This is a genomic window from Roseateles sp. PN1 (assembly GCF_038419725.1).
Classification (GTDB): Bacteria; Pseudomonadota; Gammaproteobacteria; order Burkholderiales; family Burkholderiaceae_C; genus Paucibacter_A.
Genome location: NZ_JBCARA010000016.1, coordinates 1 through 25,217 on the forward strand (window position 1 = coordinate 1; position 25,217 = coordinate 25,217).

Annotated in this window: 20 protein-coding genes; 12 read left to right on the plus strand and 8 right to left on the minus strand. The window is 62.1% G+C overall.

Annotation, left to right across the window (positions count from 1 at the left end; translation table 11 throughout):
* Positions 1-386 precede the first annotated feature (386 nt).
* Entirely contained in the window at positions 387-3,557 is a 3,171-nt protein-coding gene (locus AABB87_RS20285) for a hypothetical protein (RefSeq protein WP_341973126.1), read from the plus strand.
* 100 nt (positions 3,558-3,657) lie between these two features.
* On the opposite strand, the gene AABB87_RS20290 is transcribed toward AABB87_RS20285, so the two are convergent.
* Both AABB87_RS20290 and AABB87_RS20295 read right to left on the minus strand, forming a co-directional pair.
* Positions 3,658-4,569: a hypothetical protein gene (locus AABB87_RS20290; protein WP_341973127.1), complete on the minus strand. Its 912-nt coding sequence runs from the start codon at positions 4,567-4,569 to the stop codon at positions 3,658-3,660.
* Between the two features lie 125 nt (positions 4,570-4,694).
* Positions 4,695-7,127: a sodium-translocating pyrophosphatase gene (locus tag AABB87_RS20295; RefSeq protein ID WP_341973128.1), complete on the minus strand. Its 2,433-nt coding sequence runs from the start codon at positions 7,125-7,127 to the stop codon at positions 4,695-4,697.
* A 253-nt stretch (positions 7,128-7,380) separates the two neighbouring features.
* Between AABB87_RS20295 and ppa the strand changes: the two genes are divergently transcribed.
* Complete coding sequence (gene ppa / locus AABB87_RS20300; RefSeq protein ID WP_058719014.1) at positions 7,381-7,920, plus strand: inorganic diphosphatase; 540 nt, start codon at positions 7,381-7,383, stop codon at positions 7,918-7,920.
* A 55-nt stretch (positions 7,921-7,975) separates the two neighbouring features.
* Here ppa and AABB87_RS20305 read toward each other — a convergent pair whose 3' ends face one another.
* Complete coding sequence (locus tag AABB87_RS20305) at positions 7,976-9,088, minus strand: GNAT family N-acetyltransferase (protein WP_341973129.1); 1,113 nt, start codon at positions 9,086-9,088, stop codon at positions 7,976-7,978.
* Between the two features lie 71 nt (positions 9,089-9,159).
* Here AABB87_RS20305 and AABB87_RS20310 point away from each other — a divergent pair, with 71 nt between their 5' ends.
* Positions 9,160-10,848, plus strand: coding sequence for an NAD+ synthase (locus tag AABB87_RS20310; RefSeq protein WP_341973131.1), 1,689 nt, complete (start codon positions 9,160-9,162; stop codon positions 10,846-10,848).
* A gap of 42 nt (positions 10,849-10,890) precedes the next feature.
* Positions 10,891-11,229, plus strand: a complete 339-nt coding sequence (locus AABB87_RS20315) for a P-II family nitrogen regulator (RefSeq protein WP_058719017.1) — start codon at positions 10,891-10,893, stop codon at positions 11,227-11,229.
* A 4-nt stretch (positions 11,230-11,233) separates the two neighbouring features.
* On the opposite strand, the gene AABB87_RS20320 is transcribed toward AABB87_RS20315, so the two are convergent.
* From AABB87_RS20320 to AABB87_RS20335, 4 genes are read right to left on the minus strand one after another with little or no spacing between them, the layout of a single operon-like run.
* Positions 11,234-11,785: an RDD family protein gene (locus tag AABB87_RS20320; protein ID WP_341973133.1), complete on the minus strand. Its 552-nt coding sequence runs from the start codon at positions 11,783-11,785 to the stop codon at positions 11,234-11,236.
* Positions 11,782-12,612, minus strand: coding sequence for a DUF3106 domain-containing protein (locus AABB87_RS20325; RefSeq protein ID WP_341973135.1), 831 nt, complete (start codon positions 12,610-12,612; stop codon positions 11,782-11,784). The genes AABB87_RS20320 and AABB87_RS20325 overlap by 4 nt, the downstream gene beginning before the upstream one ends.
* 13 nt (positions 12,613-12,625) lie before the next feature.
* Positions 12,626-13,075: a DUF3619 family protein gene (locus tag AABB87_RS20330; RefSeq protein ID WP_341973136.1), complete on the minus strand. Its 450-nt coding sequence runs from the start codon at positions 13,073-13,075 to the stop codon at positions 12,626-12,628.
* A complete protein-coding gene (locus tag AABB87_RS20335; protein ID WP_058719020.1) occupies positions 13,072-13,638 on the minus strand; it encodes an RNA polymerase sigma factor in 567 nt (188 codons plus the stop codon). Before AABB87_RS20335 ends, AABB87_RS20330 begins: the two co-directional genes overlap by 4 nt.
* A gap of 256 nt (positions 13,639-13,894) precedes the next feature.
* Between AABB87_RS20335 and AABB87_RS20340 the strand changes: the two genes are divergently transcribed.
* The 7 genes from AABB87_RS20340 (at position 13,895) to pbpG (ending at position 23,091) form a co-directional block, all read left to right on the plus strand.
* Entirely contained in the window at positions 13,895-15,688 is a 1,794-nt protein-coding gene (locus tag AABB87_RS20340) for an acetolactate synthase 3 catalytic subunit (protein WP_341973137.1), read from the plus strand.
* A 158-nt stretch (positions 15,689-15,846) separates the two neighbouring features.
* Positions 15,847-16,338 (plus strand): acetolactate synthase small subunit, encoded by a 492-nt coding sequence (ilvN, locus tag AABB87_RS20345; protein WP_058719022.1) that lies wholly within the window; start codon positions 15,847-15,849, stop codon positions 16,336-16,338.
* 55 nt (positions 16,339-16,393) lie between these two features.
* Positions 16,394-17,410, plus strand: coding sequence for a ketol-acid reductoisomerase (ilvC, locus tag AABB87_RS20350; RefSeq protein ID WP_341973139.1), 1,017 nt, complete (start codon positions 16,394-16,396; stop codon positions 17,408-17,410).
* 87 nt (positions 17,411-17,497) lie between these two features.
* Entirely contained in the window at positions 17,498-18,340 is an 843-nt protein-coding gene (gene pssA / locus AABB87_RS20355; RefSeq protein ID WP_341973141.1) for a CDP-diacylglycerol--serine O-phosphatidyltransferase, read from the plus strand.
* A gap of 221 nt (positions 18,341-18,561) precedes the next feature.
* A complete protein-coding gene (leuA, locus tag AABB87_RS20360) occupies positions 18,562-20,253 on the plus strand; it encodes a 2-isopropylmalate synthase (protein ID WP_341973142.1) in 1,692 nt (563 codons plus the stop codon).
* Positions 20,254-20,318: 65 nt separating this feature from the next.
* Positions 20,319-21,860, plus strand: a complete 1,542-nt coding sequence (locus AABB87_RS20365; protein WP_341973143.1) for a 2-isopropylmalate synthase — start codon at positions 20,319-20,321, stop codon at positions 21,858-21,860.
* Between the two features lie 172 nt (positions 21,861-22,032).
* The gene (gene pbpG / locus AABB87_RS20370; RefSeq protein ID WP_341973144.1) at positions 22,033-23,091 is read left to right on the plus strand and encodes a D-alanyl-D-alanine endopeptidase; all 1,059 of its coding nucleotides are present in this window, start codon (positions 22,033-22,035) and stop codon (positions 23,089-23,091) included.
* 94 nt (positions 23,092-23,185) lie between these two features.
* On the opposite strand, the gene AABB87_RS20375 is transcribed toward pbpG, so the two are convergent.
* Positions 23,186-23,956, minus strand: a complete 771-nt coding sequence (locus tag AABB87_RS20375; protein WP_341973145.1) for an IclR family transcriptional regulator — start codon at positions 23,954-23,956, stop codon at positions 23,186-23,188.
* A gap of 111 nt (positions 23,957-24,067) precedes the next feature.
* On the opposite strand from AABB87_RS20375, the gene AABB87_RS20380 reads away from it, so the two are divergent.
* Complete coding sequence (locus AABB87_RS20380) at positions 24,068-25,204, plus strand: TIGR03790 family protein (RefSeq protein ID WP_341973146.1); 1,137 nt, start codon at positions 24,068-24,070, stop codon at positions 25,202-25,204.
* Positions 25,205-25,217: the final 13 nt, after the last annotated feature.

A 25,217-nucleotide genomic window follows, 5' to 3' on the forward strand; every position in this document is an offset into this window, starting at 1 on the left:
TGAAAGTAGGTCATCGTCAGGCTAATATTAAGCAAAACCCCCAGCTCGCAAGAGTTGGGGGTTTTTTGCTTTGGGGCGCCGCTGTTACTTTTGCTCTTGGTATTCAGTCGCCCCGGCTGTGTTTGGTCATCTATCGTTTTGATGGCCTAAAGGTGCTTCACTTCATATCGCTTAAATGGCCTACTCGGGCGAACTGGGGTAGCCTTCTCGGCCGTACCTGCATAATCGGTTCATAGTTCAGCCGCCGCGTCTACAACGTGAAATTTGGGTCTGCCCGTTGGCGGTAGGGGCACGGCCGGGCCGCGTTGGCGCGGCAGTGCCAGCGAGCTGCGGTTTCGTCTTATTGGGGCATTGAGCGAAGTTGGCTCAATGATGAGGAGCGTCAAGTGAGGTTGATTCGAAGCGATGTCGTGGGGGCGTTGATATCGATGGCGATGGCCATGATGTCTTTGTCGAGTTCAGCGGATCAACCAACGCCGGTGCAGAAGTTGGGCACACGCTTGGAAGTGCTGGATGACTTCAAGGCCGTCTCGCTGCCGCAGGCGTCGACAAAGGCCAGCAAGGCGGCGAGGGCGCCTGTTGCAAGTTCTCCGTGGACTGCATCGGGCTCTGAGCAGGTTCGAGCCAGTTTGCGCCACGAGGTCGGTGGCGGCCTGTGCCTGGACTATGACTTTGGCGGCGTTGTCGGCTCCGTTGTGATGCGACGTAACTTGGCGGTGAACTGGCCTGAGCGCTTCGAGTTGCTGACCAAGTTAAAGGGTACTGGTGGGCCCAATGATTTGCAGATCAAGCTACTTGATGGATCTGGCGAGAACGCCTGGTGGGCCAACAAGCCAGCTACTGTTTTGCCGTCCAAATACAGTGAGCTGAAGCTACGCAGCAGGCAAATTGAGTTCGCTGGTGGGCCGGCGAAAGACAAGCGCTTGCGTGGCACGCAAAGCATTGAGTTTGTCATTTCCTCTGGGACCGGCGACCGAGCCGGTGGCAAGGGCTCATTGTGTTTGGCGAATCTCAGTTTGATCGAACGGGTGCCTGAGCCAGTCAATGCGCTCGAGCCCAAGGTGCTGGTGGACAGCGGTTTCGTCGATTTCGATTTTCATAGTCCGCGCGAGTTCAATGGTTTGGCCTTGCGCTGGCCGGCGTTTGCTCGCGGTATCAATTACGAAATTTTGTCTTCCCAGGATGGCAAGGCTTGGCAGTCATTGCGCACCGTCAAGGGCAGTGACGGTGGCTTGGATGCCGTCTATTTGCCCGACAGTGAGTCACGGTGGTTGCGCATCAAATCTAGTGTGATGGCGCAACCCTTGCTGGAGCTTCGCTCGGCTACGCAATGGCCGAGTATCAATGCTGTCTTGGCGAACTTGGCCCAGGATAGACCTCGGGCCGAGGTGCCGCGTGGTGATGTTCCGCGAGCCTGGTTAGGTGAGCAGAACTATTGGACGCTGGTGGGTGTGGATGGCGGGGGGCAGCGTTCGGCGCTGATGAGCGAAGACGGCGCTTTGGAGGTCGGACGCGGCGCCTACAGCATCGAGCCTGTTGTGAAGTTGGACGATGGGACGGTAGTCAACTGGGCTAACGTGGCAGTGACGCAGAGCCTGCGCGATGGCTATTTGCCGCTGCCCTCGGTGCATTGGCAACATGCGGCGTTCAGCCTAGACGTGGAGGCTGCAGCTGATGGCCCGCGCCAGTCGCCCAGTTTGTTGGCGCGCTATGTTCTGCGCAACACGAGCGAGCGCAAGCAGCTCTACACCCTCGCACTGGCTATTCGCCCTTGGCAGGTGAACCCGCCGCAGCAGTACCTGACGATGCCGGGCGGAGCGAGCGCGGTGCGCAGCCTGCGCTGGCAGAACAATGAACTGCTGGTGAACGGTGCGGCGGGGCCTCACTCCACCGAAGCGCCGCACGTCATCACTGGCCTGCCTTTTGACGGGGGCTTGAGTCTCAAGGCTTTGCTGAGCGGCGCAAGTCTTGGCAGCCTGAACGATCCGCAAGAGTTGGCCTCGGGCATGTTGCAGTTTCGCTTTTTGCTCGCCCCAGGCGAGTCCCGCACCTTGGGTTGGGTGGCGCCATTGGGTGGTTCCGACGTCAAAACCAGCAGAGTGTGGCAGCTGGGAGCAGCGGAGTTGGCCCAACGAATGGATCTAGCGGCGGCACTTTGGCGCGAGCGTCTCAATCGCGTCAGCATCCAGGCGCCAGCCCGCGCGCAGCCCATCGTCAACAGCGTGCGCAGCTCACTGGCCCATATCTTGATGTCGCGCGACGGCGTCGTGCTGCGCCCCGGCACACGGTCCTACCCGCGCAGTTGGATACGCGAAGGCGCGATGATGGCTGCGGCCTTGTTGCGCATGGGCGAGTTGGAGTCCGCGCGCGATTTCGTTGACTGGTATGCCGATCGAATCTTCGTCGGTGGCAAGGTGCCTTGCTGTGTGGATGCGCGCGGGGTCGACCCTGTGGATGAATACGACAGCCAAGGGCAATACCTTTATGCCGTGGCGGAGGTCTGGCGGCACGGTCATGACCATGACTTCTTGCAACATCACTGGGCGCGTGTGCAAGCCGTGATGGCCTGGATGGAGAGCCTGCGGCAGCGCGAGCGCAAGAGCAATAACCGCCAAATTGAGCGGGCCCATTTGTTTGGCCTGATGCCGCCATCGATCAGCCATGAAGGGTATGCGGACAAGCCGGCCTACTCTTACTGGGACGATTTCTGGGCCCTGCGTGGCTACAAAGATGCGGTCATCATGGCGCGCGGCATGGGCCAGCATCAGCAGGCTGAGCAATGGGCGGCGCAGCGAGATGAGTTTCAGGGTGAGTTGATGGCCAGCATTGCCGCAACGGCCAAACGCTTCCATATCGACACCATTGCCGGCGCCGCAGACCGAGGGGATTTCGACCCGACCTCGTCTTCAATCGCGCTTGACCCGGCGCAGGCGCAAGACGCGCTGCCAGCCAGCTTGCTGTCGGGCACCTTTGAGCGCTACTGGAGCGAGATGAATGCCCGCAGCGAAGGCCAGCGCACGTGGACGGACTACACCCCGTATGAGTTGCGCACGGTGGGCGCCTTCGTGCGTCTTGGCCAGGCTGAACGCGCGCATGCCATGCTGGATTTCTTTTTCAAATATCAGCGCCCGGCGGGCTGGAATCAATGGGCCGAGGTGGTGCTGCCGGAAGCGCGCGAGCCGCGCTTTCTGGGCGAGATGCCGCATGCCTGGGTGTCATCCGACTTTATCCGCGCGGCTTTGGACATCTTCGCTTTTGAGCGCGAAAAGCCAGGTCAGTTGTTGATCGGTGCGGGTTTCAAGCCAGATTGGCTGAGCCAGGGCGATGTGACCGTGCGCGGGCTTGCCACGGCTTACGGGCCCTTGAGTTATGCGCTTGAACGCACGGATTGGGGTTGGCGCTTGACGCTGGAGCAAGCCGGTGCGCCGACTCGCCTGGTTTGGCCTGGCAGCATGAGCCTGCCGCGCGCTGCAGCGGATGGCAAGCCCTTGCTGTGGGAGGGGCGTGAGTTGCCGCTGCCGGTGGCGCCGGCCACCATTTCACTCTCGGCGGATTGAGGCTTGCTGGGCCAGATTGGGCCAGTCGAGCGGCGAGCTTGGTTGATAGCGTGGCGAGGCCATGCCGACAGGCCCGCTTAGGCTTAGGGCTAACGCTGGTTTACAGCGTCTGCTCAGCCGGCGCGCTGCGCCTAGCTTGCTGGCTGCTTGCGGCGCCAGCCATGGGGGCCACACCCATGCGTTCCACGCGGCGGCGCAAAAAAGCTTGGGCCAGGCTGGATTCAGGCAGCAGGCGCTGGCCGATGTAGAGCTCGCGGCGGCGTTCTTGGATTTGGCTACGCAGGCGGTTGGCCATCACGCACAGGGGATCCAGGCCCTTGAGTTCGGCCTGCGCAATGGCTTGCCAGAGCTGATGCATGGGGTGAGCTTGCAGGGCGATCAAATGCGCTTGCACCACGCGCAGCCGCCCCTGCACCATTTGCTCGCTGCGGGTCAGCCAGGTCTGCATGGCATCGGCGTTGCCGCCCATCACCCGCAAGGGGCTTTCGCCCGCAGCCAGTAGCAAGGCCTCAAGCTGCGTGCGATTGTTGGCGGCATAGGCCTCATTGACCGTCATCATGGCCTGTTCGCGGCGCTGGCGCTCGACCGTGCTGGCGGCAAAGTCCGGGTGCATGCGCATGGCTGCGCGGCGATACAAGGTCTTCAAGCTGGGCGGTGCCAACTCGACCTGGCCGGCTTCCGGCGGGGCCGGCAGGGCCGTGCCTGTGGGCAGCTGAGGCAACACCGGCAGGGCGGTGGCCTGCGGGGCGCGTGGCAAGGGCACTTCGATGCCGTTGCGGCGCAAAGCCTCGGCGAGGTAATGGGTGGCGCAATGCAGCTGCGACTCCAGCGCGTCCAGTTCCAGGTAATGCTCGCCCAAGTTGCTGGTGTAGCGATCCACGAATGCCTGGACCTGCTCGCGCAGCGTGACGAAGGTCTGCTCCTGTTGAGCCAGAAAGCGATGCAGATCATTCAGCTGGCTGCGGCGGCGTTCTAAGCCATGGCGGGACAGCGCGGAAGAGGACATCGACATGTGGGGCTGTTCGGGCTGCATTTTCGGATGGGCTGATTGTGGCCTGTTAGTGGGGCGCTTCAAAGTAGAAACAGCCCGCATGCGGGCTGTTTATTCCATCGTCTGAACCTGAGTCCCTCGGCAGCTCAGGGCTGCAAGCGTACTTCGACGCGGCGGCCCTCGGCGGCGTCACCGCTGCCGGTCAGCACTTCGGGCTTTTTCAGCTCGATCTTGTCCTCAGCGATGCCGGCGGCTTTGAGCGCGTCGCGCACCGCAAAGGCGCGCTGCTTGGCCAATTCCTCATTCTTGGCCGGGTCACCGCTGGCGTCGGTGTAGCCGCTGAGAATCACCTGCTTGCCCGCCGCAGCGCCGCTGACGACGGCCGCCAGCGCGCCTGCCGCATCCGCCGCCAACTCTGCCTTGCCGCTGGCAAAGTAGAAGGCGACCGAACCGTCGGCATTGGTGCGCAGGCTGGGCGCATCGGCCAGCACGGGCGCGGTGGCAGCATGCGGGGCTGCTGCCACGGGTTTGGTACTGACGGTTGCGGGCAGTAGCGGCACGATCAGCAGGGCCACGATGTTGATGATCTTGATCAGTGGGTTGACCGCCGGGCCGGCCGTGTCCTTGTAAGGGTCGCCCACGGTGTCGCCGGTGACGGCGGCCTTGTGTGCTTCCGAGCCCTTGCCGCCATGGTGGCCGTCCTCAATGTACTTCTTTGCGTTGTCCCAGGCGCCGCCGCCGGTGCACATCGAGATGGCAACGAAGAGGCCTGTGACGATGGTGCCCATCAGCAAGCCACCCAAGGCGGCCGGGCCTAAGAGCAAGCCAACTAGCACCGGCACAACGACGGGCAGCAGCGAGGGGATGATCATCTCCTTGATGGCTGCCGTGGTCAGCATGTCGACGGCGGTGCCGTATTCGGGCTTACCGCTGCCGTCCATGATGCCTTTGATGTCGCGGAACTGGCGCCGGACTTCCACCACCACCGCGCCAGCCGCCCGGCCCACAGCCTCCATCGCCATGGCGCCGAACAGATAGGGGATCAGGCCGCCAATGAACAGGCCGACGATCACCTTGGGGTCGCTCAAATCAAAGGCCACCGAGATGCCGCGGCTTTCCAGCGAATGGGTGTAGTCGGCGAACAAGACCAGCGCGGCCAAGCCCGCCGAGCCAATGGCATAGCCCTTGGTGACGGCCTTGGTGGTGTTGCCCACGGCATCCAGCGGGTCGGTCACATCGCGTACTTCCTTGGGCAACTCGGACATCTCGGCGATGCCGCCAGCGTTGTCAGTGATGGGGCCGTAGGCATCCAGGGCCACCACGATGCCGGCCATGCTGAGCATGGAGGTGGCCGCGACGGCGATGCCGTACAGGCCGCCCAGTTGATAGGCGCACAAAATGGCCGCGCAAACAAACAGCACCGGCCAAGCGGTGGAGCGCATCGACACGCCCAGGCCGGCAATGATGTTGGTGCCGTGGCCTGTGGTGGAGGCCTGGGCGATGTGTTGCACCGGCGAGTACTGCGTGCCGGTGTAGAACTCAGTCACCCAGACCAGGGCGGCCGTCAGCACCAGGCCCACGGCGCAGGCGCCGAACAGGCGCAGCTGCGTGCCTGCGCCCAGGGCGTCATCCGGGATGACGGCATTGGTGACGAAGTAGAAGGCGATCAGGGACAGCAGACCCGCCACCGCCAGGCCTTTGTACAAGGCCGGCATCACATTCTTCATCCCTGGCGAGGCCTTGACGAAGTAGCAGCCGATGATGGAGGCGATGATGGACACGCCACCCAGCATCAGCGGGTAAAGCACCGCTGCCATTGGCGCGTTGGCCACCATCAAGGCGCCTAGCGTCATGGTGGCGATCAGGGTGACGGCGTAGGTTTCGAACAAGTCGGCCGCCATGCCGGCGCAGTCGCCGACGTTGTCGCCCACGTTGTCGGCAATCACGGCCGGGTTGCGTGGGTCATCCTCGGGGATGCCGGCTTCCACCTTGCCCACCAAGTCCGCGCCCACATCGGCGCCCTTGGTGAAGATGCCGCCGCCCAAGCGGGCGAAGATCGAGATCAGCGAGGAGCCGAAGGCAAAGCCCAGCAGCGGCTTCAGGGTGGCGGCGTCAACCTTCTCGCCGCCGCTCAAGTACCAGAAGAACAGGCTCACACCCAGCAGGCCGAGGCCCACCACCAACATGCCGGTGATGGCGCCGCCCTTGAAGGCCACGTCCAGCGCCGGGCCAATGCCCTTGGTCGCGGCTTGAGCGGTGCGTACATTCGCCCGCACCGACACATTCATGCCGATGAAGCCGCAGGCGCCGGACAAGAACGCGCCCAGCACAAAGCCAACGGCCGTGATGTAGTCCAGAAACACGGCGATCAACAGAGTCAAGACCACGCCCACGATGGCAATGGTTTTGTACTGCCGCGCCAGATAGGCGGCGGCACCTTGTTGAATCGCCGCAGCGATCTCCTGCATGCGGGCATTGCCCGCGTCCTGGCTCAAGATCCAGCTTCTTTGAATGAAGCCATAGAGCACCGCGGCGAAGCCGCAGGCCAAAGCAAAATACAGCGCCAAACTCGTCGACATGTAGCTGTCTCCCGTTCTAGTGATTGCCGTAATGGATGGAATGTCCGTATGCAAATAGGCCTGCGCCTTTTGGGGTCAGGTCACGCCACTTGAGCTTAAGGGATGGGCTTGCGGCAATGCAATTGAGGCGTGTGGGTGTTTACCCAATGTGTGCGGGTAAACAAGGGTGTGTGGATTGGAATCATCATCACGTCAGTTCTGGGCAAGGCCTGCCCTTAGAATCCGGGTTTCCCCTCGGCAAATTGACAATCCCATGAGCCTGCACAACGTGACCCCTGGCGCCAAGGCGCCCGAGCAATTCAACGTCATCATCGAGATCCCGATGAATGCCGATCCGATCAAGTATGAAGTGGACAAGGAGAGCGGCGCGCTCTTCGTCGACCGCTTCATGACCACGGCCATGCACTATCCGTGCAACTATGGCTACATCCCGCAAACGCTGTCTGACGACGGCGACCCGGTGGATGTGCTGGTGATCACCCCCTTCGCGCTGACCCCTGGTGTGGTGGTGACTTGCCGCGCCATCGGCGTCTTGCAGATGGACGACGAAGCTGGCGGCGACGCCAAGCTGCTGGCCGTGCCCATCGACAAGATCTTGCCGATGTACACCCACTGGCAAAAGCCTGAGGACGTCAACAAGATGCGCCTCAACGCGATCCAGCATTTCTTCGAGCACTACAAAGACCTGGAGCCCAATAAGTGGGTCAAGGTCAAGGGCTGGGAAGGCCCAGAAGCCGCCAAGGCCGAGATCGTCTCGGGCATGGCCGCCTACCAGGCCGCTAACAAGGCCTAAGCCTTTGTTTCAAGCCTGTCCAGTAAAAGCGCCGCGCGAAAGCACGGCGCTTTTTTTATGGCTCGGGCTTGAAGGGCAGGTGGGATTCCAACTCATTGACGTAGCCGCGCATGGCCTGGCCTTCTTGGGCCAGAAAGTCTGCCACCGCATCGCTGAAGCCGGCATGCGCCAGCCAATGGCTGGACTGGGTGGGTACCGGCAGCAGGCCACGCGCCATCTTGTGCTCGCCCTGGGCCCCGCCCTCGAAGCGGCGGTAGCCTTTGCTAATGCACCATTGCAGCGGTTGGTAGTAGCAGGCATCGAAGTGCAGGCAGGAGATGCTCTCCAGTGCGCCCCAGTAGCGGCCGTAGGCTGCGCCGGTGCTGGGGTCAATCGCGATCAGTGATGCGGCGACCCGCTCGCCATCCTCCCGCTTGGCGATGAAGAGCAGCCAGTTGGCTGCCATGTGCTCGCTCATCTGGGTGAAGAAATCGCGCGTTAGGTAGGGGGTGCTGTGGTGTGCGCGGTAGGTGAGTTGGTAGCAGCGGTAGAAAAAGTCCCAGTCAGCCGGCGTGATTTGCCCGCCTTCGCGGGCTTCAAAAACAATGCCGGCCTCGCGCACACGGCGCTGCTCTTGCTGGATCTTTTTGCGCTTCTCACGTTGCATCGAGGCGAGAAATTCCTCGAAGGATGCGTAGGGCAGGGGCTGGCGGTTTTGCCAATGAAACTGCACGCCATGGCGCGCCATCCAGCCCTGATGCTGTGCGGCCGCGTGGTCTTGCTCGGTGCCAAAAAGCAGGTGGGCGGATGAGAGCTTTTGCTGGCTGGCCAGCGCCTGCAAGCCTTGCATCAAGGCGCTGCGCGCGGCGTCGTCGCTGGCCAGCAAGCGGCTGCCCGGCACCGGCGTGAAAGGCACCGCCACCAGCAGCTTGGGGTAGTAGGCCAGGCCATGGCGCTGGTAGGCATCGGCCCAGGCCCAGTCAAACACATATTCGCCGTAGGAGTGGCTTTTCAGATAGGCCGGGCAGGCGGCCACCAGGGTCTCGTCCAGCCACACGCTGATGAACTGCGCGAGCCAGCCACTGGCGGCCACGGCACTACCTGATGCATGCAGGGCCCGCAGGTATTCCAGGCGCATGAAGGGGGTGGGCTGGGCGGCGGCGGTGAGCAGTGCGTTCCAGGCGTCCATTGGCAGCGCGTGCGGGTCGCTGTGAACCCGAATGACATAATCGTGCGGCCTCGTATTCAATCCAAATCCTCATGTCCGTCAAAGTCGCGCTGGCGCAAATCAATGTCACCGTCGGTGACATCCAAGGCAATGCCCAAAAGATGGTCGAGTGGGGCCGTCGCGCGCACGCCGCAGGCGCCCGATTGTTGCTCACGCCAGAGCTGAGCCTGTGTGGCTACCCCCCGGAAGACCTTTTGCTGCGTCCGGCTTTCATCGAGGCCTGTGATGAGGCCTTGCGCTGGATCGCCCATGAGCTGCGCGATTGCGTGGGCCTGCATCTGGTGGTGGGCCACCCCCATCAGCAGGCCGGTGCGGCCGAGCAGCGCAGCAAAAGCTGGGCCGTGCCGGCCCGCTTCAATGCCGCCTCGGTGCTGGCAGGGGGACAGGTCTTGCAGACCTATTGCAAGCGTGAATTGCCCAACTACCAGGTGTTTGATGAGCGCCGCTACTTCGTCTCCGGCCGTGATGCCGGCGAAGCGCCGGTGGTGTTCGATGTCGATGGCCTGCGCTTTGGCCTGACGATTTGTGAAGACGCCTGGTTTGCCGAGCCGGCGCGCGCCGCCAAGGCTGCTGGCGCCCAGGTGCTGTGCGTCCTCAATGCCTCACCCTTCCATTTGGGCAAGGTCGAAGAGCGCGAACAGCGCATGGCCGAGCGGGTCGCCGATGTGGGCCTGCCGCTGCTGTATTCGCACCTGGTCGGCGGCCAGGATGAGGTGGTGTTTGACGGCGCCTCGTTTGCGCTGGACGCGCGTGGCCAGATCGCGGCGCGCGCGCCGATGTTTGAAGAAGCCTTGACCCTGGTCGAGGTGAGCGCCGACGGCAGCGTTGAGGGTCAGGTCGTGCCCCTGCCGGAAATGGAGGCGCAAGCCTGGGCCGCCCTGGTCACCGGCGTGCGTGATTACATCGGCAAGAACGGTTTTCCCGGCGCCATCATCGGCTTGTCCGGCGGCATCGATTCGGCCCTGGTGCTGGCGATTGCCGTGGATGCCCTGGGGGCCGACCGCGTGCGCACGGTGATGATGCCTTCGCCCTACACGGCCGATATTTCCTGGATCGATGCCCGCGATATGGCCGAGCGCCTGGGCGTGCGCTACGACGAGAAATCGATCGTGCCCATGTTCGAGGCCTTCAACGCCGGCCTGGCCGATGAGTTCGCCGGCCTGCCGCTGGATGCCACCGAAGAGAATATTCAGGCACGCATCCGCGGCACTTTGCTGATGGCCTTGTCCAATAAATTCGGCGCGATTGTGCTGACCACCGGCAACAAGAGCGAGATGGCCACCGGCTACTGCACGCTTTACGGCGATATGGCTGGGGGCTTTGCGGTCATCAAGGATGTAGCGAAGACCTTGGTGTTTCGCCTGGCTAACTGGAAGAATCAGCAGCCCACACGGCGCGCCGATGGCAGCATTGGCCCGGTGATCCCGGAGCGCATCATCACGCGCCCGCCTTCGGCCGAACTGCGGCCCGACCAGAAGGATCAAGACAGTCTGCCGCCTTACGAGGTGCTGGACGGCATCTTGGCGCTCTACATGGAGCAGGATCAGTCCATCGCGGACATCATCCAGGCCGGCTATGCCCCGGCCGATGTGGAGCGCGTCACCCGCCTGATCAAGATCAACGAATACAAGCGTCGGCAGGCGCCGGTGGGCATACGCATCACCCACCGCGCTTTCGGTCGTGATTGGCGCTACCCAATCACTTCAAAGTTCCGTGCTTAAATCAAGCAAGCCTTTTTATTGACCATTCGGAGACCCAAGTCCATGAAGCAGATCACCGCCATCATCAAACCATTCAAGCTCGACGAAGTGCGTGAGTCACTGGCCGAGGTGGGCGCTTCCGGCCTGACCGTTACCGAGGTCAAGGGTTTTGGCCGTCAGAAGGGCCACACCGAGCTGTATCGCGGCGCCGAGTATGTGGTCGACTTCTTGCCCAAGGTGAAGGTCGAGGTGGTGGTCAAGGACGAGGATGTGGAGCGCTGCATCGACGCCATCCTGAAAGCCGCCAAGACCGGCAAGATCGGCGACGGCAAGATCTTCGTCACGCCGGTGGAGCAGGTGGTGCGTATCCGCACCGGCGAGACCGACGAAGACGCGGTTTAAGCTTTTAGCGAGTGCTGTTCAGCGCGTGTTTTTCAGCGCGCTTGATCGGCAGCTGAGTGATCAGCTGCGTCCCACACAGCACGTCATGCAAAAACTGTTTTTGCGGCAGCAGCAATGCCAGCACGGCATAGGCGGCAATGCCGGCGAGCAGGGCGCCCATGATGGCGCCGGTGCTGTGCAGGCCTGAGGCCCAGGCGCTGAGCAGCGCGGGCACAAACCACAGATAGCTCAGCACATAGCGCGCCAAGGCGCGGGCTTGGCTTAAGGCGCGACCTTGGCTGTCCACCACGCGGATATGCCAGGCCTTCATTGCCACCGTCTGGCCGCCGCGCGACCAAAACCAGGCGAAATAAATGCCCAGCACCGCGAATAAAAAGGCCTGCAAGGCATGCTGGCCCTGCATGGCGTGGCGTTGTTGGGTCATGGCCGAGAAGAAATAGCCCGCCACAAAAACCACGCCGAAAAGCAGCACGCCTTCATACATGAAGGCGGCCATGCGGCGCGCCAGACCGGGCCGCTCATAGGGGGCGGCAGTTGTCGTCTCAGTGGAACTCATTGCTGGGGCGGTGGCGTGCGTTTGGGCAAGAGGGTCTTGCTGTCCACCAAGCTGGGGTCGGCAAACACCTTGGTCTGACCGGCTTGCTGATGGCTGGGCTGGCTCAGGCGCTGGTTGATGAGCACCGTGCTGGCGCCCGACTTGGCCTGCACCACGGCCGGAGCCACCGAACGATTCGGCAAGCCCTTGCTGGTGGAGGGAATCAGGTTGGATTTGGCTTGCTGCTGCTGTGCGCCGGCAACTGGCTGGCCGGGTGCTGCATTGCGCTTGATCTGCTTGCTCACTGCCTTTTCGGTCAAGGCTTGGCGTTGCTCTGGCGTCAGGGCCTGGTAGGCCTCCCATTTGGCTTGGCGGGCGTCTGGTTTGAGCTGCTGAGCATCTTGGAAGCTCAGGCGCGCTTGCTGGCGCTCGGCCGGGCTCATGCGGGCCCAGCTGTGCATGCGTTCTTGCAGGCGGGCCTGCTCCACCGCGGGCAGGGCTGGGTAGCGGGCCGCAATCTCCAGCCATTTGCTACGGCCGAAGTCGTCTATCGTGTTCCAGTCCCGCTCCAGGGGCTGCAAGGCCGCCTGCTGGGCTGGGTTCAGGCTCTTCCAGGCCGGGGCCGGCAAGAGCGGCGAGCTGGTGGTGCGCGGAATGGGCGTTGGCTTGGCTGTGGCTGGGGCAGATGCGGCCAAGCTAATGGCTGGCGCCGCTACCGGGGCCGCGCTGGCGGCGGCGGTAATGCCGGCTGGTGGCGCCGCCACGGGTGCAGAGGCGCTGTCACTGACCTGGGCCCAACTCAGCCATGGCGTGAAAACCAGTGCGAAGGCGATAGCTGACTCTCTCATGCAAAACCCATCATCACTGTTGTTCTTCGCTCAGGTATTCCGTGAAGCCGGGGTCGCTGTAGGCGGCGGGCGGCAGGTGGTCGGCCAGCAAGGCGGTGTCGACCTCGGCCGAGGCATTGATTTGCTGGTACCACTGGCTTTCCTGAATCAGCGCCAAGCCCAGCACCAACATCAGCAGGGGCAAAACAGAGGCGAACTTGAGCCAGCGCGGCGAAGGGCCGCCGCTCAAGCCCAGAGTGGCGCCCATTTGCACGGTGTTCTGCACCGTTTTGGGCGCCAATTGCACCTGGGCGGCACGGGCCGAGCGGGCGCGCAGCATGGCTTGGTCGCGGGCGACGCGCAGGCGCTCGGAAATATCGTGGGGCAGGGTGTCGTTCGCCTCGCTCAGGCTGGCCGCCACGCTGAGGCCAAAGCGTGCCACGCGGGCGTCCAACTCCTGCGCGAAATGTGTTGTTGTATTCATAGTGTGATCCCCTTGGCCTTGAGCGATTTTGCCAATGAATGAGTGGCGCGCGAGCAGTGCGTTTTCACGCTGCCTTCCGAGCAACCCATGACGGCGGCCGTCTCCGCGACGTCCAACTCCTCCCAGTAACGCAGCAGGAAGGCTTCCCGTTGACGTTCGGGCAATTCAGCCACCTCGGCTTCAATCGCATGCAAGATTTGCACCCGCGAAACCTCGTCGGCCGCGCTGAGCGCGCCCAGGGCGCCGTCCTGGCCCTCCAGCATCTGCATGAGGTCAAAATCGCTGTCGGGGTCGTTGGATTCGAAGTCCGACATGTTTTGCATGACGGCTGTGCGCGTCTTGCGGCGCCGGAACCAATCCATGGTCGCGTTCGACAAGATGCGCTGAAACAACAGCGGCAACTCGGCCGCCGGGCGGTCGAAGTATTTTTCCGCCAGCTTGATCATGGCGTCTTGGACGATGTCCAGTGCGCCATCATCGTCACGCACCAAATAGGCGGTGCGTTTGAAGGCGCGGCGGTCCACGCTCTTCAGGAAGTCGTTGAGTTCTTTGTCGGTGGCCAAGGAGGGAAATGGGCGAACCCGATGCTGGCAAATGTGGGCGCAGTATCGCATTCCGAGCGAATTGACTAGCCACTCCAGCCGGAGCTGTGCGAACTCGGTGCATAATGCTGCTTCGCACAATGAATTTTCTGGTCTCAAGCTGGCTGCCCAACCGGGGCGCCATGTTTTTTGATTGCGCAGGTTCCGAGTCCACCTCACAAGGGTGCGAGTAGGAGCACCGATGGTTTTTCGTTAGAGAAATTCACAAAGGTTTTATATGGAATTGCAAAGCGCGGACTTCAAGCGTGCCTCCGCGGCACAGTCGCACATTACTTCCCCCAATTTTTCGACCTCGTCTGAGCTCAATGGCTCCGAAGCGTTGATCCGTTGTCTGCAGTCCGAGGGTGTTCAGTACCTTTGGGGCTACCCAGGCGGCGCGGTGCTCTACATCTACGACGCGCTCTTCAAGCAAGAGACCATCCAGCATGTGCTGGTGCGCCATGAGCAAGCCGCCGTGCACGCCGCAGACGGCTATGCCCGTGCCACCGGCAATGTCGGCGTGGCGCTGGTGACCTCGGGCCCTGGCGTGACCAATGCCATCACCGGCATCGCCACCGCCTATATGGACTCGATCCCGATGGTGATCGTGACCGGCCAGGTGCCGACACCCGCCATTGGCCTGGACGCTTTCCAGGAATGCGACACCGTCGGCATCACCCGGCCTATCGTCAAGCACAACTTCCTGGTCAAGGATGTGCGTGATCTGGCCGTGACGATGAAGAAGGCCTTCCACATCGCCCGCACCGGCCGCCCCGGCCCGGTGGTGGTGGACATCCCCAAGGATGTCTCGATGGCCAAACTGCCTAATTTCGCTTATCCGCAGCATGTGGAGATGCGCAGCTACAACCCGGTGCGCAAAGGTCACTCAGGCCAGATCCGCAAGGCCGTGCAGTTGCTGCTGCAGGCCAAGCGCCCTTATATCTATTCGGGCGGCGGCGTTATCCTGGGCGAGGCCTGCGCCGAGTTGCGCGAGCTGACCGATCTGCTGGGCTACCCGGTCACCAATACCTTGATGGGCCTGGGCGCCACGGCGGCCAGCGACCCCAAGTTCCTCGGCATGCTGGGCATGCACGGTACTTTCGAAGCCAATATGACCATGCAGAACTGTGATGTTCTGCTGGCCGTGGGCGCGCGTTTCGATGATCGGGTGATCGGCAACCCGGCGCACTTCGCTTCCGTTGAGCGCAAGATCATCCATGTGGACATCGACCCTTCGTCGATCTCCAAGCGGGTCAAGGTTGACATCCCCATCGTCGGCGATGTGAAGGATGTGCTGCAGGAATTGATCTTCCAGATCAAGGAAGCACGCGCCTTGCCGGATTCGGCCGCCATCAACGCTTGGTGGAGCCAGATCAATGAATGGCGCCGCAAGGATTGCTTGGTCTACAAGCCGTCCACCGAGGTCATCAAGCCGCAGATGGTGGTCGAGACCCTGTGCCGCCTAACCAAAGACCGCGACACCTACATCACCTCCGATGTGGGTCAACACCAGATGTGGGCGGCGCAGTACTACCGCTTTGAGCAACCACGCCGCTGGATCAACTCCGGCGGCTTGGGCACCATGGGTGTGGGCCTGCCCTACGCCATGGGCATCAAACTGGCCAAGCCGGAGTCGGATGTGTTCTGCGTGACGGGCGAAGGCTCGATCCAGATGTGCATTCAGGAGCTCTCCACCTGCCAGCAGTACAAGACGCCGGTCAAGATCGTCGCCTTGAACAACCGCTATCTGGGCATGGTGCGGCAGTGGCAGGAGCTGGACTACGAAGGTCGCTACTCCCATAGCTATATGGAAGCGCTGCCCGACTTCGTCAAGCTGGCCGAGGCCTACGGCCATGTGGGCCTCTTGGTGACCCGGCCCGAAGATGTGGAAGGCGCTTTGAAAGAGGCCATCCGCTTGAAAGATCGCACGGTCTTTCTGGACATCCGCACCGACCAGACCGAAAACGTCTGGCCCATGGTGCAGGCCGGCAAGGGCATTTCCGAAATGCGCCTGGGGTCCGAAGACCTCTGAGTCTTGTGAGTAGGGCTGGGGCCGCTGCGTTACCGCGCACGACCAATGGCCCGACAAACAAGATTTCGAGTTCGGGTACCTACTCCCATCAATCGAAGAGCGTGGCCAAGAACCGGCAGTTACCGCTGCCGGTTTGAAGAGCGCGAAGGACGAGTCAAATGAAACACATCATTGCATTGCTGATCGAGAACGAGGCAGGCGCGCTGTCGCGCGTCGTGGCGCTGTTTTCGGCCCGTGGCTACAACATCGAGAGCCTGACGGTTGCCCCCACGGAGGACGCCTCGCTGTCGCGCATGACCATCGTCACCACCGGCTCGGACGAGGTGATCGAGCAAATCACCAAGCATCTGAACCGCCTGATCGAAGTGGTCAAGGTGGTGGACCTCACCGAAGGCCACTTCACCGAGCGCGAGCTGATGCTGATCAAGGTGCGCGCCGTCGGCAAGGAGCGCGAGGAAATGAAGCGCACCAGCGATATCTTCCGTGGCCGCATCATCGATGTGACCGAGAAGACCTACACCATTGAGCTGACTGGTGATTCGTCCAAGCTGGATGCATTCATCAACTCGATCGACCGGGCCTCCATTCTGGAGACCGTGCGCACCGGTGCCAGCGGCATCGGCCGCGGCGAGCGCATCCTGCGCCTGTGAACTTGAATTCCCCGAATTTTTCTACCCAACACACCGTTTTACCCTGGAGCACGACATGAACGTTTATTACGACAAAGACGCTGACCTGAGCCTGATCAAGGGCAAGAACGTCACCATCATCGGCTACGGCTCACAAGGCCATGCCCACGCACAAAACCTGAACGACAGCGGCGTCAAGGTCACCGTCGGTCTGCGTCGCAGCGGCGCGTCCTGGGCCAAGGCCGAGAATGCCGGCCTGAAGGTTGCCGAAATCGCCGACGCCGTGCGCGCCGCCGATGTGGTGATGATTCTGTTGCCGGACGAGCAAATCGCCGAGGTCTACAAGAACGAAGTCGAGCCCAATATCAAGCAAGGCGCTTCGCTGGCCTTCGCCCACGGCTTCAATGTGCACTACGGTCAAGTCACGCCCCGCGCCGACCTGGACGTCTGGATGGTGGCGCCTAAGGCTCCCGGCCACACCGTGCGTGGCACCTACACCCAAGGTGGCGGCGTGCCTCACCTGATCGCCGTCTACGCCGACAAGACCGGCAAGGCCCGTGATCTGGCCCTGAGCTACGCCTCGGCCAACGGCGGCGGCAAGGCTGGCATCATCGAAACCAACTTCCGCGAAGAAACCGAAACCGACCTGTTCGGCGAGCAGGCCGTGCTGTGCGGTGGCGCCGTGGAACTGATCAAGGCTGGCTTCGAGACGCTGACGGAAGCCGGTTATGCGCCCGAAATGGCTTACTTCGAGTGCCTGCACGAGCTGAAGCTGATCGTCGACCTGATTTATGAAGGCGGTATCGCCAACATGAACTACTCGATCTCCAACAATGCCGAGTACGGCGAGTACGTGACCGGCCCGCGCGTCGTCACCGAGGCCACCAAGGACGCCATGCGTCAGTGCCTCAAGGACATCCAGACCGGTGAGTACGCCAAGAGCTTCATCCTGGAAAACAAGGCCGGCGCACCGACCCTGCTTAGCCGCCGCCGCCTGACCGCCGAGCACCCCATCGAGCAAGTCGGTGAGAAGCTGCGCGCGATGATGCCTTGGATCAAAAAGAACCGTCTGGTTGATCAATCGAAGAACTAAGCCCTGAGTTAATCAGTGCCAAGAGCCGCGTGCGCCAGCAGGCCACGCGGCTTTTTCCATGGCCCGTCTGCTGTATCCTTGCGCCCCATGACTGAGCCAAAGACCTCCGTCGATCTTCCCGAAGACGACAACACCGAATTCCAAGAGCCCCTGCGCCCGCGTCGCAAGGGCATTTACATCCTTCCCAATCTGTTCACGCTGGCGGCCTTGTTCAGCGGTTTCTACGCCATCGTGATGGCGATGAACGGGCGCTTCGAGCAGTCCGCTTTTGGCATTTTCAGTGCCATGGTGCTGGACAGCCTGGACGGCCGCGTGGCCCGTATGACGAACACCCAAAGCACCTTCGGCGAGCAGATGGACAGCCTCTCCGACATGGTGTCTTTCGGCGCCGCGCCGGCCCTGATCATGTACATCTGGGGCCTGCAAGGTCTGGGCAAATGGGGCTGGTTCGCCTCCTTTGTGTATTGCGCCGCCGCGGCCTTGCGCCTGGCACGCTTCAATACCAATCTGGCCGTGGTCGATAAACGCTTCTTCCAGGGCTTGCCCAGCCCGGCGGCGGCGGCCATTCTGGCCGGCCTGGTGTGGGTGATGGATGAGGCGGGCTTTAAGAATGTGCATGCCCAGCCGACTCAGGCTTGGCTGGTGTTTGCGGTCACCCTGTATGCCGGCCTGACCATGGTCACCAACGTGCCGTTCTACAGCTTCAAGGATGTGAGCTTCAAGCGCTCGGTGCCCTTCATCGTGATCGTTGCGATTGCGCTCTTGATCGCGGTGATCAATATCGACCCGCCGCGGGTGCTGTTCTTCTTGTTCTGCGTTTACGGCCTGTCGGGCTATGCCGTCTACACCTACAAAAAGCTCAAGGGCAAGCCGGTCAGCGTGATTGCGACCTCGACGGATGAGCCTGATGAAAAGGGCTTGCATCAATAAGCTTGAGCGCCAAGCGCCTGGGCTCTCGCGTGCTATATTTGACGCTATGAATTTCTCGTTGAACATGCTCGGTCTACTACTAGGAACCCCACGGGTTCGGTGATCGCGCGCGTCTCTACAAGAACGTCAATCTGATCTCAACGGCCCGTATGCAATCTGCAGCGGGCCGTTTCTTTTTTCGTGTCTGTGGGTTGCAAATCAATCACTCTGGAGCATTCCCCATGTTGAAGCAGCCACAGAACAAGTACCGCGCTTTTGCCCCCATCGCCTTGCCCGACCGGACTTGGCCCGATGCCCAGCTGACGCAGGCGCCGCTGTGGCTGAGCACCGATCTGCGCGACGGCAACCAAGCCTTGATCGAGCCCATGGATCCGCAGCGCAAGCTGCGCATGTTCCAGATGCTGGTGAAGATCGGCTTCAAGGAAATTGAGGTCGGCTTCCCCTCCGCCTCGCAGGCTGACTTTGATTTTGTGCGCCTGCTGATCGAGCAAAACCATATTCCCGAGGATGTGACGATCCAGGTCCTGACGCAGGCGCGCCAGCCCCTGATTGAACGCACCTTCGAATCGCTGATCGGCGCGCGCCGTGTGATCGTGCATCTCTACAACGCCGTGGCGCCGGTGATGCGCCGGGTGGTGCTGGGTCTGGATGAGGCGCAGATCGTCGCCCTCGCCACCCATCACACCCGCATGGTGCGTGAACTGGCTGCAGCACAGGCGGGCACCGAGTTTGTGTTCCAGTACTCGCCCGAGATGTTCTCTGGCACCGAGCTGTCTTTTTCCAAGCAGGTGGTGGACGCGGTGACCGAGGCCTGGGGCGCGACGCCCGAGCGCAAATGCATCATCAACCTGCCCGCCACGGTGGAGCATTCCACGCCGAATATCTTTGCCGATATGGTCGAGTGGATGGATCGCCATCTGGCGCGGCGCGAGGCCATCATCTTGTCGGTCCACCCGCATAACGACCGCGGCACCGGCACGGCGGCGGGCGAATTTGCGCTGATGGCGGGTGCAGACCGCATCGAAGGCTGCTTGTTCGGCAATGGCGAGCGCACCGGCAATGTCGATCTGGTCAATATTGCTTTGAACCTCTACACCCAGGGCGTACACCCGCAGCTGGATTTTTCGGACATCGACGAAGTGCGCCGCTGTGTCGAGCATTGCAATCAACTCAGCGTGCATCCGCGCCATCCCTATGTGGGAGATCTGGTCTACACCTCCTTTTCGGGCTCGCACCAAGATGCGATCAAGAAGGCCTTTGCCGCCCGCAAAGAAGGCGACATCTGGGACATGCCCTATCTGCCCATCGACCCCAAGGACTTGGGTCGCAGCTATGACGCGGTGATCCGGGTCAACAGCCAGTCGGGCAAGGGCGGAATTTCTTATTTGCTGGAAACCGAGTACGGCCTGGAATTGCCGCGCCGCCTGCAAATCGAATTCAGCCAGGTGGTGCAGGCGGTGATGGACGATGCCGGCAAGGAGCTGTCCGCCGCCGACCTGTGGGGCATTTTTGAAGGCGAATACGGCCTGGCCAGTACCAGTGTTCAAGCGCAGCTCAATGAAGCGGCGGGCGGCGTCGCCAGCCTGCGCGGCCAAGCTCAGGTAGCCGGCCAAACGCTGCAAATCGACGGACAGGGCACCGGCCCCATCGATGCCTTTGTGGCCGGCTTGAGCAGCCAGCTCGGCGCCGCGGTGCGTGTGCTGGACTATCACGAACATGCCATTGGCAGCGGTGCCAATGCCCGCGCCGTGGCCTATCTGGAATTGCGCATTGGCGAGGGCTTGACCCTGTTCGGCGTGGGCGTCGATGCCAATATCGTGTCTGCCTCGCTCAAAGCCGTGGTCTCCGGCCTGAACCGGGCGGCCGGCAAAGGCCAGCTGAGCGTGGCGCGCGCCGCCATCGCGGTCGAGTGATCGAACGCGCGCTTCATCGATTGAATCAATAAACCTCCGCATCCGCGACTAAAGGATCTCCAGCCATGAGCCAGCAACTGATCATTTTCGACACCACCTTGCGTGACGGCGAGCAAAGCCCCGGCGCTTCCATGACCAAGGACGAGAAGCTGCGCATTGCCCGTCAGCTGGAGCGCCTGCGGGTGGATGTGATCGAGGCCGGTTTTGCCGCCTCCAGCATCGGTGACTTCGAGGCCGTCAAGGCGATTGCCGATGCGGTGCGCGAAAGCACGATCTGCTCGCTGGCACGCGCCAATGACCGCGATATTGCCCGCGCCGCCGAGGCGCTCAAGGGCGCGGCGCGCTCACGCATCCACACCTTCATTGCCACCAGCGAGTTGCATATGGAGAAGAAGCTGCGCATGACGCGCGAGCAGGTGCTGGAGCAAGCCATTCTGGCCGTGCGCTTCGCCCGCAACCTGACGGATGACGTGGAGTTCTCGCCCGAAGATGGCTATCGCTCGGACCCGGAGTTTCTGGCCCGCGTCGTCGAGGCCGTCATCAAGGAAGGCGCGCGCACCATCAATATCCCGGACACGGTGGGTTACGCAATCCCCGAGCTGTACGGCAATTTCATCAAGACTCTGCGCGAGCGCGTGCCCAATTCGGATCAGGCCATCTGGTCGGTGCATTGCCATAACGACCTGGGCATGGCGGTGGCCAATTCCTTGGCCGGCGTGCAAATCGGCGGTGCGCGTCAGATCGAGTGCACCATCAACGGCCTGGGTGAGCGGGCGGGCAATTGCTCGCTGGAAGAGGTGGTGATGGCGGTCAAGACCCGGCGCGACTATTTCGGCCTGGACTGCAATATCGACGCTTCCCACATCGTGGCGGCTTCGCGCTTGGTTTCGCAGACCACCGGTTTTGTGGTGCAGCCCAATAAGGCGGTGGTGGGGGCGAACGCCTTTGCCCATGCCTCGGGCATCCACCAGGACGGCGTGCTCAAGGCGCGCGATACCTACGAAATCATGCGCGCCGAAGACGTGGGCTGGGCCGCCAACAAAATCGTGCTGGGCAAGCTGAGCGGCCGCAATGCCTTCAAGCAGCGTCTGCAAGAGCTGGGCATCGCCCTGGAGTCGGAAGCGGAGGTGAATGCCGCCTTCGTGCGCTTCAAGGATCTGGCCGACCGTAAGAACGAAATCTTCGATGAAGACATCATCGCCTTGGTGATGGATGAGTCGGTCACCGCCGAGCAAGAGCATTACCGCTTGGTGGCCCTGGCGCAGCGCTCCGAAATGGGCGAGCGGCCGCACGCCAGCGTCGTCTTCGCGGCCGGTGAGGCGGAGCACCGCACCGAGAGCGATGGTAACGGCCCGGTGGATGCCGTGCTCAAGGCGATTGAGTCGGCCGCCCAAAGTGGCGCCGAGATGTTGCTCTATTCGGTCAATGCCATCACCAGTGGAAGCACAGAATCGCAAGGCGAGGTGACAGTTCGCTTGCAGCATGCCGGCCGCGTCGTCAATGGCGTGGGCGCTGATCCTGACATCGTGGTCGCGTCCGCCAAAGCGTATTTGAGCGCGCTGAACAAGCTGCGCAGCAAGTTGGAGCGTGTGGCGGCGCAGGGCTAGGGAAGTCCCGGCCCCAATTTGTCGTCGGTCGGGCTGACATGTGCGTTAGATTTGGGGTCGTCGATGAACACGTATTTGGACGAGGCTTGACTTTAAGAGCCGCGTTTAAGCGATTGATCTTGCGTGTGTTTTCCTGATCACTTAAACTGAGTGATAGTCGCTGGGGACCGAGTTGAAGAACATTTATTCATTGTTGTCGCGCACCGTCTTGTGCGCCGCTTTGGCGGCCACGGGTTTGGTGGCGCCCGCGCAAGCCGAGGCGACGCGCGCCAAGTCCAAGGTTTCCACGGCGGCCAAGTCTGATGCGAAGAAGCCGCAGGTCAAAAGCGTACGCAAAGCCAAGACCACGGTTCAAGCGCGCTCCGGCGCTCGCAAGGCTGCTGTTGTTGGCGCTGCCGCTGTCGTTGCGGCCAAGCCGACCTATGGTCAGTTGTATGGTTTGCATGCAGTTGAAGACCCGCTGGATCTGAAGTCCAGCGTCGCGCTGGTCTTGGATCAAGACACCAATGAGGTGCTGTTCTCCAAGAATCCCTCGGCCGTGTTGCCGATCGCCTCGATCACCAAGCTGATGACCGCCTTGGTGGTGGTGGATGCCGGCCAGGCCATGGATGAGAAGCTGGCGATCACCGACGAAGACATCGACTCGGAGAAGGGCACCCGCTCGCGCCTTTCCATTGGTACCACGCTGACGCGCGGCGAGATGATGCACTTGGCCCTGATGTCTTCGGAAAACCGCGCCGCCAATGCCTTGGGGCGCAACTATCCCGGTGGCTTGAGCGCTTTTGTGGCGGCCATGAACCAGAAGGCTTTGAGCCTGGGCATGACCGACACACATTATGTTGAACCCACGGGCCTGTCCAGCCGCAACCAGTCCAGCGCCAAGGATTTGGCCGCCCTGGTGAAGGTGGCGCACGATGTGCCGCTGCTGCGTGAACTGTCCACCTCGCGTGAATATCAGGTCGCGCTGGGTCGACGCCAGGTCAACTTCCACAGCACCAATGGTTTGCTGAGCAATCCTGGCTGGGATATCGGCCTGCAGAAAACCGGTTTCATCAACGAGGCGGGTCGCTGCTTGGTGATGCAGGCCCGCATGGCTGGCCGCAAGCTCATCTTGGTGTTTCTGGATTCGACCGGCAAGTATTCGCGGATTGGCGATGCTGAGCGGGTGCGCAAGTGGATCATCAGCAACCCTGCTGAGCTCAGTCACAGCAAGATCAAGGTAGCGGGCTGAGCGCTAGCCTCAGTGATTCCGCTGGCCGCGGAGTCCCCAAATAAAAAGCGCGCTCAATGAGCGCGCTTTTTTGTGTGCACTTGACGCTTACGGTTCAGCCGCCTCGGTAGCCCAGCTCGGCCGAAATTTGTGCGGCGGTTTCCTTTAGTCGCACCATCCAAGATTCCTCCAGCCGGTCGGCCGGGGCGGAGATCGACAGGCCAGCAATTAGCTTGGCTTGGTCGTCGTAAATGCCGGCGGCCATGCAGCGCACGCCGAGCTCCAGTTCTTCATCGTCGCGCGCCACGCCGCGCTGGCGCACCAGGGCCATTTCGCGCTCCAGCGCTTGAATATCGGTGAGGCTGTTGCGGGTGTGGCCGGCTAGGCCGGTGCGGGCCGCATAGCTGCGCACGCGCGCCGGGTCATCGCTGGCCAGAAAAAGCTTGCCCACCGAGGTGAGGTGCAAGGGCGCGCGGCCACCCACGGCGCGCACCACCTGCATGCCCGAGCGTTCGCTGTAAGTGCGCTCGATGTAGACGATTTCGTCGCCTTGGCGAACCGAAAGATTGACGGGCTGGTGGGTGAATTTGTGCAGCTCGCGCATCGGCCCGATGGCGGCGTCGCGCACGTCCAGCCGGGCTTTGACCAGATTGCCCAGCTCCAGCATGCGCATGCCCAAGCGATAACTACCGGCTTCGGGTCGGTCAACGAAGCGGCCAATCGCCAAGTCGTTGAGAATGCGGTGGGCCGTGGAGGGGTGCAGGCCGGTGCTGGCGCTGATTTCCTTCAGCGAGACCGGATCCTGGTGGCTGGCCAACACATCCAGCAGCGAAAACATGCGCTCCAACACCTGGATGGCAGGCGTTTTTTCCTCTGTGTTTTTCATGCGCTGATTGTGCGGGAGATTTCTTTGTTTTGTATTGCGAAAAGTAGATTCGCCCCTCGATATGGTGACCGCTCCGCAACAGCTTGGCGGCAGGCGGCAGGCCGGGCCTTGATGCTGCTGGCGGGCCTGCTGGCGCTGGCGCTGGTTGTGACGCAGGCGCAGGCGCAAACGCCATCAGCATCAGCGCCGGCCGGCGGGGCTACCCCCGCTGCCACCCTGCCTGCCAGTGCGGCGCCAAGTCAAGCTGCAGCGGCGTCCACTTGGTTGCGCATGCCCCGCTTGCAAGGTCGCATCACGGCGGCGGAGCTGGGCTTGGTGATCAACACGGCCGACCCCTACTCGGTGGCCGTGGGCGAGTATTACGCCCGCCGGCGCGGCATTCTCGAAGCTCATGTGCTGCGGCTGCAATTGCCGGTGCGAGCCAGTCTGACGCTCGATGAGTTCGAGGCCTTGCAGGCGCAGATCAAAAGCAAGCTCGCTCCCGAGGTGCAGGGCTTGGCTCTGGCCTGGACCCAGCCTTTCGCCGTGGTCTGCAACTCCATCACCGGCGCGCTGGCGCTGGGCTATCAGGCGGAGCTGTGCAGCAATGGCTGCGCGCCGTCCAAGCCCTCGCCCTATTTCAGCTATCAGGGCGCCAAGCCTTTTGGCGATCTGGGCCTGCGGCCGTCCATGCTGCTGGCGGCGCGCACCGTGGAGAGTGCACAAGCCCTGATTGAGCGCGGCATTGCGGCCGACCAAAGCCTGCCTGGCTTCCTCCCTGCCAATGCCTATTTCGTCAACACGGCGGACGCGGCGCGGAATGTGCGATCCACCTTGTTCCCTCCGGCGAGTTCCTTGCGCGGCCTGGGTGTGGAGGTGCACACGCCGGTGCACAAAGAGCTGCCGCCGCTACGCCGCACCTTGATCTACCAAACTGGGCTGGCGGTGGTGCCAGGTCTTGAGCAGGTGGATTGGCTGCCGGGCGCCCTGGCCGATCACCTGACCTCCTTTGGCGGTCAGCTGGAGCGCCGCCCCGACAGTGGCCAGATGAGTGCACTCGATTGGCTGGAGGCGGGCGCCACCGCCAGTTACGGCTCAGTCAGCGAGCCCTGCAACCATCGCCAGAAGTTCCCGCATCCTCAAGTCTTGCTACTGAGCTATGTGCAGGGCTTGTCGGCCTTGGAGGCCTACTGGCATAGCGTGTTGTGGCCCGGGCAGGGCGTGTTCATCGGCGAGCCTTTGGCGGCGCCGTTTGCGCCGAAGTTCTAGTCGATCTCAGCCC

What these genes read in the sequence shown, in the direction of transcription:
- AABB87_RS20290 (WP_341973127.1), bottom strand. Translation starts at nt 4,569, where the DNA reads ATGTCGATGTCCTCTTCCGCGCTGTCCCGCCATGGCTTAGAACGCCGC.
- AABB87_RS20295 (WP_341973128.1), bottom strand. Translation starts at nt 7,127, where the DNA reads ATGTCGACGAGTTTGGCGCTGTATTTTGCTTTGGCCTGCGGCTTCGCC.
- ppa (WP_058719014.1), top strand. Translation starts at nt 7,381, where the DNA reads ATGAGCCTGCACAACGTGACCCCTGGCGCCAAGGCGCCCGAGCAATTC.
- AABB87_RS20305 (WP_341973129.1), bottom strand. Translation starts at nt 9,088, where the DNA reads ATGGACGCCTGGAACGCACTGCTCACCGCCGCCGCCCAGCCCACCCCC.
- AABB87_RS20310 (WP_341973131.1), top strand. Translation starts at nt 9,160, where the DNA reads ATGTCCGTCAAAGTCGCGCTGGCGCAAATCAATGTCACCGTCGGTGAC.
- AABB87_RS20315 (WP_058719017.1), top strand. Translation starts at nt 10,891, where the DNA reads ATGAAGCAGATCACCGCCATCATCAAACCATTCAAGCTCGACGAAGTG.
- AABB87_RS20320 (WP_341973133.1), bottom strand. Translation starts at nt 11,785, where the DNA reads ATGAGTTCCACTGAGACGACAACTGCCGCCCCCTATGAGCGGCCCGGT.
- AABB87_RS20325 (WP_341973135.1), bottom strand. Translation starts at nt 12,612, where the DNA reads ATGAGAGAGTCAGCTATCGCCTTCGCACTGGTTTTCACGCCATGGCTG.
- AABB87_RS20330 (WP_341973136.1), bottom strand. Translation starts at nt 13,075, where the DNA reads ATGAATACAACAACACATTTCGCGCAGGAGTTGGACGCCCGCGTGGCA.
- AABB87_RS20340 (WP_341973137.1), top strand. Translation starts at nt 13,895, where the DNA reads ATGGAATTGCAAAGCGCGGACTTCAAGCGTGCCTCCGCGGCACAGTCG.
- ilvN (WP_058719022.1), top strand. Translation starts at nt 15,847, where the DNA reads ATGAAACACATCATTGCATTGCTGATCGAGAACGAGGCAGGCGCGCTG.
- ilvC (WP_341973139.1), top strand. Translation starts at nt 16,394, where the DNA reads ATGAACGTTTATTACGACAAAGACGCTGACCTGAGCCTGATCAAGGGC.
- pssA (WP_341973141.1), top strand. Translation starts at nt 17,498, where the DNA reads ATGACTGAGCCAAAGACCTCCGTCGATCTTCCCGAAGACGACAACACC.
- leuA (WP_341973142.1), top strand. Translation starts at nt 18,562, where the DNA reads ATGTTGAAGCAGCCACAGAACAAGTACCGCGCTTTTGCCCCCATCGCC.
- AABB87_RS20365 (WP_341973143.1), top strand. Translation starts at nt 20,319, where the DNA reads ATGAGCCAGCAACTGATCATTTTCGACACCACCTTGCGTGACGGCGAG.
- AABB87_RS20375 (WP_341973145.1), bottom strand. Translation starts at nt 23,956, where the DNA reads ATGAAAAACACAGAGGAAAAAACGCCTGCCATCCAGGTGTTGGAGCGC.
- AABB87_RS20380 (WP_341973146.1), top strand. Translation starts at nt 24,068, where the DNA reads ATGCTGCTGGCGGGCCTGCTGGCGCTGGCGCTGGTTGTGACGCAGGCG.